This is a genomic window from Brasilonema octagenarum UFV-OR1 (assembly GCF_963888615.1).
GTDB classification, from domain to species: domain Bacteria; phylum Cyanobacteriota; class Cyanobacteriia; order Cyanobacteriales; family Nostocaceae; genus Brasilonema; species Brasilonema sennae.
Map to the genome: position 1 here is coordinate 52,264 of NZ_CAWPKW010000222.1, position 7,763 is coordinate 60,026.

Genomic DNA, 7,763 nt, shown 5'->3' on the forward strand with positions numbered 1-7,763 from the left:
AGCTAATTACTAATTGTCTCCTCTTTCTTACAATTAGTGGTTAGCCAATTTGTTTCTATTCTCTCATTTCTATAACTGGCGAATGATGGAATTAGATGTCATAATTTGTAACCTCGTAAAGGAACATATAGGCACAAATTTTCATTTATGCAAGAGTATGATGTTGTCATTATCGGAGCAGGACACAACGGCTTAGTTTGTGCCGCTTATTTGCTCAAGGCTGGCTATAGTGTGCTACTATTGGAAAAACGTCCTATTCCTGGTGGTGGAGCAACAACAGAAGAATATTTACCACAAGAAGCTCCTGGATTTAAGTTTAACTTGTGTGCTATTGACCACGAGTTTATTCATCTAGGACCAGTTGTACAAGAATTAGAGCTGGAAAAATACGGTTTGCAATATCTGGAGTGCGATCCTGTTGTTTTCTGTCCGCATCCGGATGGCAAGTATTTTTTAGCTCATAAATCAGTAGAAAAAACGAGTGCCGAAATTGCGCGTTACAATGAACGCGATGCCAAAAAATATCTAGAATTTACACAATACTGGCAGCGGGCGATTGGTGCAATGATTCCGATATTTAATGCACCGCCCAAATCTGTCTTAGATATTCTTGGCAACTACGACATTACAAAGCTGAAAGATTTATTTTCGGTAATTGGTTCTACCAATAAGGCTCTGGACTTTATTCGCAATATGCTAACCAGCGGTGAGGATATTGTCAACGAGTGGTTTGATTCAGAATTTCTCAAAGCACCTCTGGCAAGACTTGCATCAGAACTTGGTGCACCTCCCTCCCAAAAAACCCTTGGTATTGGTGCAATTATGATGGCAATGCGTCATAATCCAGGGATGACTAGACCGCGTGGCGGTACTGGTGCATTAACGCAAGCTTTGGTAAACTTGGTGACAAGTAAAGGCGGCGTTATCCTCACAGACCAGCAGGTTAAGAAAATTTTGATTGACGATAATCGTGCTGTTGGTGTGCGGGTAGCTAATGGCATAGAATACCGTGCTAAGCACGCAGTGATTTCAAACATTGATGCCAAGCGTGTATTTTTACAATTAATGGATACCAGCGATGTAAATGCTGCTGATCCAGGTTTACGGGAAAGATTAGAACGCCGCATTGTCAACAACAACGAAACTATCCTCAAGATAGACTTGGCTTTAAACGAACCACTGCGGTTTGAACACCACGAACACAAGGACGAATACCTGATTGGGTCTATTTTAATAGCAGATTCTGTTACTCATGTAGAACAGGCTCATAGCAGATGTAGTTTAGGAGAAATTCCAGATTCTGACCCCTCAATGTATGTCGTTGTGCCAACAGTGCTAGATCCATCAATGGCACCTCCTGGTAAGCATACCGCATGGATTGAGTTTTTCTGTCCGTATCAAGTCGCAGGTGCAGAAGGTACTGGTTTAAATGGTACAGGGTGGACTGATGAATTAAAAAACAAAGTCGCAGACAAGGTGATTGATAAGCTTGCAGACTACGCACCAAATGTGAAGGACGCAATTATCGCCCGTGGTGTGGAAAGTCCAGCGGAACTAGGAGAAAGATTAGGCGCGTATAAAGGAAATTATTACCATATTGATATGACTTTAGATCAGATGGTATTTTTCCGTCCCTTGCCAGAGATTGCCAACTACCAAACACCTATTTCGGGTTTGTATTTGACAGGTGCAGGCACTCATCCCGGCGGTTCTATTTCAGGAATGCCAGGACGCAACTGTGCGCGAGTCTTTTTGCAGAGTAAGCAGCCAATAGTACAAAGGCTAAAGGACGCAGGGGATTCGATTAAATCAACAGTTGAATCTGTGTTTAAGATTAACAACTAAAACATCCAGACGTTTATATGTGTTTGGTGTAATTTGAATTACCGTGGGGCGGGATTGTGCCACGCCCGCCCTTTGTGCCAGTTGCTTAAGTCCCGTATCCCTTGCCTGTGGCAGTCAAGCGAATGCGATAGATGGCTGTGTTGGCTGTAATAAAGAGGCTGTGACCATCTTCTCCCCAGGCTAAATTGCTTGTTTTATCACCCGTTTCAATACTCCCCAGAAGCGTCCCATCGGGAGCAAAAATGAAAACTGCCTCGGGTGCAGCAGCGTACACATTACCTGCCTGATCAACCTTGATTCCATCGGCAAAACCCTTGCGGTTGCGTTCCCATCTCCAGGCATCCGCAAACGTGCGACCATTTTGAAGCGTGCCGTCCGGTGCGACGTCGTATGCCAGCCATCTCGATTGTTTAGTGGTTGAATCGGCGATATAGAGAATCTTTTCATCTGGAGAAAATGCAATGCCATTGGGAGAACGAATCTCATCAGTCAATAGCGTTAACTTGCCATCGGACGATAGGCGGTAAACGCCACTGAACGGGAGTTCCTTCTGTGGATCATCAAATCTTTGGGTTGGCAAACCATAGGGGGGATCGGTAAAGTACAGGTCCCCATTAGATTTGTAAACCAGGTCATTGGGACTGTTCAACCGTTTATTGTCATACCGATCTGCCAGAGTAGTTTTGATGTTGTTCTCTCTGTCCTCTAACCGAGCAACGCGACGATCGCCATGTTCACACAGCACCAGTCTCCCCTGGCTATCAAAGGTTAACCCATTAGAACCGGGTTCTAGTCCGTTAAAGGGAGTGTCCCCCGTATATCCACTGGGACTCAAATAAGTCGAGATCCCTTTCCCCGGTTCCCATTTGTAGATTTTATTGGTTTGCACATCCGAAAACAGCAGATAATTCTCGTTTCGATTCCACAGGGGACCTTCTGCCCAGCGAAATCCATCCGCCAATTTTTCTAATTTGGCATTAGCGGGAACAATACTGTTAATACGGGAATCATAGCGGACAATTCTGCCAGCAATAGTGGGAGCCTTAGTGTCAACCGGCGACAAATCTTCCATATGCGTAATGCTAATCTGATTGGTATGCCATTTTTTGTTGTTAGCGGATGCTTGTGTCAATTGTGTCAAACCACCACTAAACAAAAGTGCTGATAGAACAAATGAAGTGAGCTTGTTCATAATTTGCAATGTTACAGATACGTTTATTGTCCTTTTATTAACAAGCAATCTAAATGTTAATAAGTACTTACAAAACCACGAATATACTCCTATTTCTAATTTTTAAATAGCAATACTCCCTTGCGATTATTTACACAATATTTAAGATAATTTTTCGTTAATTTTACCTGTGATTCATCTAATTTTAGTAGATTACAGTTCTAATATTCAACCCTTAGTTATGGGGCGTGGTGTACTTAGGATGAGCATCGCCTTATCCCAAAAACAACTTGTATGCTGGGTTCTGGCTTTCATCCCAGTAGCGGTAACCAAGCGTATCAAGAAATGCTCGCCATTGCTCCATTTCGTGGGGAGATACCTGCATTCCCACGACAATTCGCCCGTAATCTGCCCCATTGTTGCGGTAATGAAAGAGGCTGATATTCCAATCGGGACTCATGGAACTGACGAATTTCATCAATGCACCGGGACGTTCAGGAAACTCAAAACGGTAGAGCAACTCATTCTTAGCAAGGTGAGAGTGTCCACCAACCATGTGCCGCAAGTGCAATTTTGTCAGTTCGTCATCGGTTAAGTCTATGGTTTTGAACCCATTAGCTTCAAAGGTTTTAACCATCTTTGCTGCATCAGCACGGTTTTGAATTTGCACTCCCACAAAAATATGTGCTTCTTTATCACCAGCAATGCGATAGCTAAATTCAGTTAGATTGCGTCTGCCAATACATTCACAAAACTTGCGAAGACTGCCCCGTTCTTCAGGAATCGCAACAGCAAAAATGGCTTCGCGGCGTTCACCTAATTCTGCTCGTTCAGCAACAAAGCGGAGGCGATCAAAGTTCATGTTAGCACCGCAGGCAACGGCGATTAACGTTTGTCCCTGGATTTGTTCTCGTTCGACATAGGCTTTTGCAGCGGCGATCGCCAATGCACCTGCTGGTTCCAAAATCGAGCGTGTATCCTCAAACACGTCTTTAATCGCAGCACAAGTATGATCTGTATCAACTAAAATGATGTCATCCACATACTCCTGACACAAACGGAAAGTTTCTTCTCCGACTTCCCGCACTGCTACCCCATCAGCAAATAAGCCTACTTGAGGTAAGCGCACCCGCTTCCCTGCTTTCAGCGATTGATGCATAGCATCAGCATCCACTGGTTCAACACCAATAATTTTAATTTCAGGACGCAACCGTTTCACATATGCTGCAATCCCAGAAATCAGTCCACCTCCACCAATCGCCACAAAAATAGCGTCGATGGGTTGCTGATATTGTCGCAGAATTTCCATCCCAATTGTTCCCTGCCCAGCAATCACATACGGATCATCAAAGGGATGAATAAAAGTCATACCTTTTTCTGCCTCTAGTTGACGGGCTAAGGCATAGGCATCATCGTAAGTATCTCCATGCAATACTACCTCCCCACCTCTAGCTCTGACTGCATCTATCTTCACCTGAGGTGTGGTTACCGGCATAACAATAATTGCTCGTGTTCCGATGTGACGGGCAGCAAGAGCAACGCCCTGGGCATGGTTTCCCGCAGATGCAGCAATCACACCTTGTACCAGTAAATCCGGCGGTAGTTGCGCCATCTTGTTATAAGCACCCCGCAGCTTAAAGGAAAAGACTGACTGCATATCTTCCCGCTTGAGTAGGAGTTTATTATTCAGTCGTGCGGATAGATTGGGAGCATAATCCAAGGGCGTTTCTTGAGCAACATCGTACACGCGGGCAGTCAGGATTTGTACAAGGTAGTCGCAAAGCATGGGCGTCAACAGGTTGGTAAATGCCGGATGGATGATAATTTTACCGCCAAACTTGTCAGCATGACATACAGGAGTTACGCAACGAGATCCAGCAGTTGTGGGAGGGTGTAAGGGGGTAAGGGGAGCCAGTGCGTTGGGCGGGTTTCCCGACTTGAAGCACCTGGCGTTGTAGGGGTGTAAGGGAAAACTAAGTACGCATCACCATTAATAAAGGTCTAAAAAAAGAGGATTGCGATATCAGGAACTGTACTTATCCACGGTGTAGTTACTTGTGGTTTGGAAAAACTTGCACTAAGACCTTCCTATGAAACAAAATCTGCTTTTTGCACGGTTTTTATACCACAAAAAGCAGATTTTTATAAAAAATATTCCGAATTATGAACCTCACCCTCGCTTTTAGCTACGCTAAAATCTTTCCCTCTCCTTAACAAGGAGAGGGATGCCCGACAGGGCAGGGTGAGGTTCCAAACCTATTAGTCATTTTCCGAAATCTTCCAAGATAAAGTGGTAGATATAACTAAATGTCATCTTGGTTTCGGGGCTAGTTTATGGAACCTGCAACACTCACAGCAGCGGCGATCGCCACCTTAGTCATCACTAAAAGTTTTGAAAAAACAGGTGAAATCATCGGGGAAAAGGCTTGGAACGAAGGCGAGAAATTGTTATTACTTCTCAAGCGTAAAGAACCTGACACGGCAAAGACTATAGAATTAGCTCAAAAGCAACCTTTAGATTATGGTAAAGCTTCTCTCATTGGACAACAAGTCGAGAAAGCGGCAAAAAAAGACTCTGAAATTGCTCAAGCAGTCTCAGCTGTGGCAAATGAAGCACAACCTCAATTGACAAAAACAATTATTGAAAATTGGCAAGGCATAAACGTTAAAGGCGGAACTAATAGTATTTCTGGCAATACTTTTAATTTCTGACTGCAGTCGTCCGAATGGGAACGGACAAAGTTAAATCCCCCTACTGGAATACCGCAGAATTTGCCCTTAAGTGGGGCGACAAAGTTCGTCGGACGTGAAGAAGAACTGCAACACCTCCATCAACTCTTGCAGAAAAATGACTGCGTAGCAATAGCCGCCATTTCTGGTATGGGTGGAGTAGGGAAAACCGAACTGGCGCTTCAATATGCAAACACTCACCGCGAAGCTTACCAAGGTGGAATTTGTTGGTTACTTCCGAAAGCTGCGGATGTGGGAGTGCAGTTGGTGCAGTTTGCGCGTACTCACCTTGACTTAAACCCACCAGAAATATCGCCGGATTTTGATTTACTCGCGCAAGTCGCATACTGCTGGCGGCGATGGCGTGAACGTGAAGTGCTGCTTGTGCTGGATGATGTGGCGAAATACAAAGAAATTAAGCCGTATCTCCCACCATCATCTTCCCGGTTTAAGGTGTTGATGACAACAAGAGCACACTTTGGGCAAATTCCGAAATTATCATTAGGTGTGCTGCAACCAGAAGCGGCGCTGGAGTTATTACGAACACTCGTTGGTGCAGAACGGGTTGATGAAGAAATTGCACAAGCAGAATCTTTGTGTGCATGGCTGGGATATTTGCCCTTGGGGTTAGAATTAGTCGGGCGGTATCTCGCACGGAAAGAAGATTTGTCCCTAGAAGATATGTTGCGGAGGTTGGAGAAAAAGAGATTAGAACAACCAGCCCTTGTGAAGTCAGAAGACGACATGACAGCACAACTGGGTGTGCAAGCCGCCTTTGAGTTGAGTTGGCAGGAATTAAACAACACGGATAAGCAGCTGGCGTGTTTGCTGAGTTTATTTGCACCTGCACCGATACCTTGGCAGTTGATAGAATTTTGCTTAGCCGATGTAGATGCAGAAGAGTTAGAAGAAAGTCGGGATGATAAGCTGCTGAATTTGCATTTGCTACAGCGTAAGGAAAAGGGAATTTATCAATTGCATCCACTGCTGAGGGAATTTTTTCAAGCGAATCTTAAAGCCCCAGCTTTTCTGGCAACTTGGGGGAATCTTCAATATGCTTTTGCCACAGCAATGATAGCAGTCGCCAAAGAGATTCCTCAAACTCTGACTCGTGAACAAATTACCGCTATCTCTCCCGTCATACCTCATATAGCAGAAGTCGCCAACAATCTTATTGAATATGTCAGCGATGAGGATTTGATCTGGGCTTTCCTCGGTAATGCCTCATTCTACAATAGTCAGGGATTGTATGATCAAGCAGAACCTTGGTATGAGCAGTGTTTAGAAGTTACAAAAAAGCGCTTGGGAGAAGAACATCCCTCTGTCGCAACTAGCCTCAGCAGCCTGGGGTTACTCTACAACTCCCAAGGAAGATACACAGAAGCTGAACCTTTGTTCCAACAAGCATTGGAACTAACGCGACGCCTCCTGGGAGATGAACATTCCTCTGTCGCAAGTAGCCTCAACAACCTGGCGTTACTCTACAACTCCCAAGGAAGATACGCAGAAGCTAAACCTTTGTTCCAACAAGCATTGGAACTATACCGACGCTTACTGGGAGATGAACATCCTCATGTCGCACTCAGCCTCAACAACCTGGCAGAACTCTACAACTCCCAAGGAAAATACGCAGAAGCTGAACCTTTGTTGCAACAAGCATTGGAACTATCGCGACGCCTGCTGGGAGATGAACATCCCTCCGTCGCAACTAGCCTCGGCAACCTGGCGGGACTCTACTCTTCCCAAGGAAGATACGCAGAAGCTAAACTTTTGTACCTACAAGCTTTGGAACTAAGGCGACGCCTGCTGGGAGATGAACATCCCGATATCGCACAAAGCCTCAATAACCTGGCAGAACTCTACCGTTCCCAAGGAAGATACGCAGAAGCTGAACCGTTGTACAAACAAGCATTGGAACTCACGCGACGCCTGCTGGGAGAAGAACATCCCTCTGTCGCCACTAGCCTCAATAACCTGGCAGAACTCTACCGTTCCCAAGGAAGATACGCAGAAGCTG

Annotated in this window: 5 protein-coding genes; 3 read left to right on the forward strand and 2 right to left on the reverse strand. The window is 45.0% G+C overall.

Annotated features, from left to right (window positions below):
- Positions 1–147: 147 nt before the first annotated feature.
- Positions 148–1,845 (forward strand): beta-carotene ketolase CrtO, encoded by a 1,698-nt coding sequence (crtO, locus tag AC5590_RS17665; protein WP_169264825.1) that lies wholly within the window; start codon positions 148–150, stop codon positions 1,843–1,845.
- Between the two features lie 85 nt (positions 1,846–1,930).
- Here crtO and AC5590_RS17670 read toward each other — a convergent pair whose 3' ends face one another.
- Both AC5590_RS17670 and ilvA read right to left on the reverse strand, forming a co-directional pair.
- A complete protein-coding gene (locus tag AC5590_RS17670; RefSeq protein WP_211178414.1) occupies positions 1,931–3,037 on the reverse strand; it encodes an SMP-30/gluconolactonase/LRE family protein in 1,107 nt (368 codons plus the stop codon).
- A 253-nt stretch (positions 3,038–3,290) separates the two neighbouring features.
- Positions 3,291–4,802, reverse strand: coding sequence for a threonine ammonia-lyase, biosynthetic (gene ilvA, locus AC5590_RS17675; protein WP_169264826.1), 1,512 nt, complete (start codon positions 4,800–4,802; stop codon positions 3,291–3,293).
- 548 nt (positions 4,803–5,350) lie between these two features.
- Here ilvA and AC5590_RS17680 point away from each other — a divergent pair.
- Positions 5,351–5,728 (forward strand): hypothetical protein, encoded by a 378-nt coding sequence (locus AC5590_RS17680; RefSeq protein ID WP_169264827.1) that lies wholly within the window; start codon positions 5,351–5,353, stop codon positions 5,726–5,728.
- A gap of 60 nt (positions 5,729–5,788) precedes the next feature.
- Positions 5,789–7,763, forward strand: a 1,975-nt coding sequence (locus tag AC5590_RS17685) for a tetratricopeptide repeat protein (RefSeq protein ID WP_169264828.1), incomplete at its 3' end; no start/stop codon positions are given.

Bases quoted from the DNA above. Each gene is read 5' to 3' on its own strand.
- crtO (WP_169264825.1), top strand. From the start codon at position 148: ATGCAAGAGTATGATGTTGTCATTATCGGAGCAGGACACAACGGCTTA.
- AC5590_RS17670 (WP_211178414.1), bottom strand. From the start codon at position 3,037: ATGAACAAGCTCACTTCATTTGTTCTATCAGCACTTTTGTTTAGTGGT.
- ilvA (WP_169264826.1), bottom strand. From the start codon at position 4,802: ATGCTTTGCGACTACCTTGTACAAATCCTGACTGCCCGCGTGTACGAT.
- AC5590_RS17680 (WP_169264827.1), top strand. From the start codon at position 5,351: ATGGAACCTGCAACACTCACAGCAGCGGCGATCGCCACCTTAGTCATC.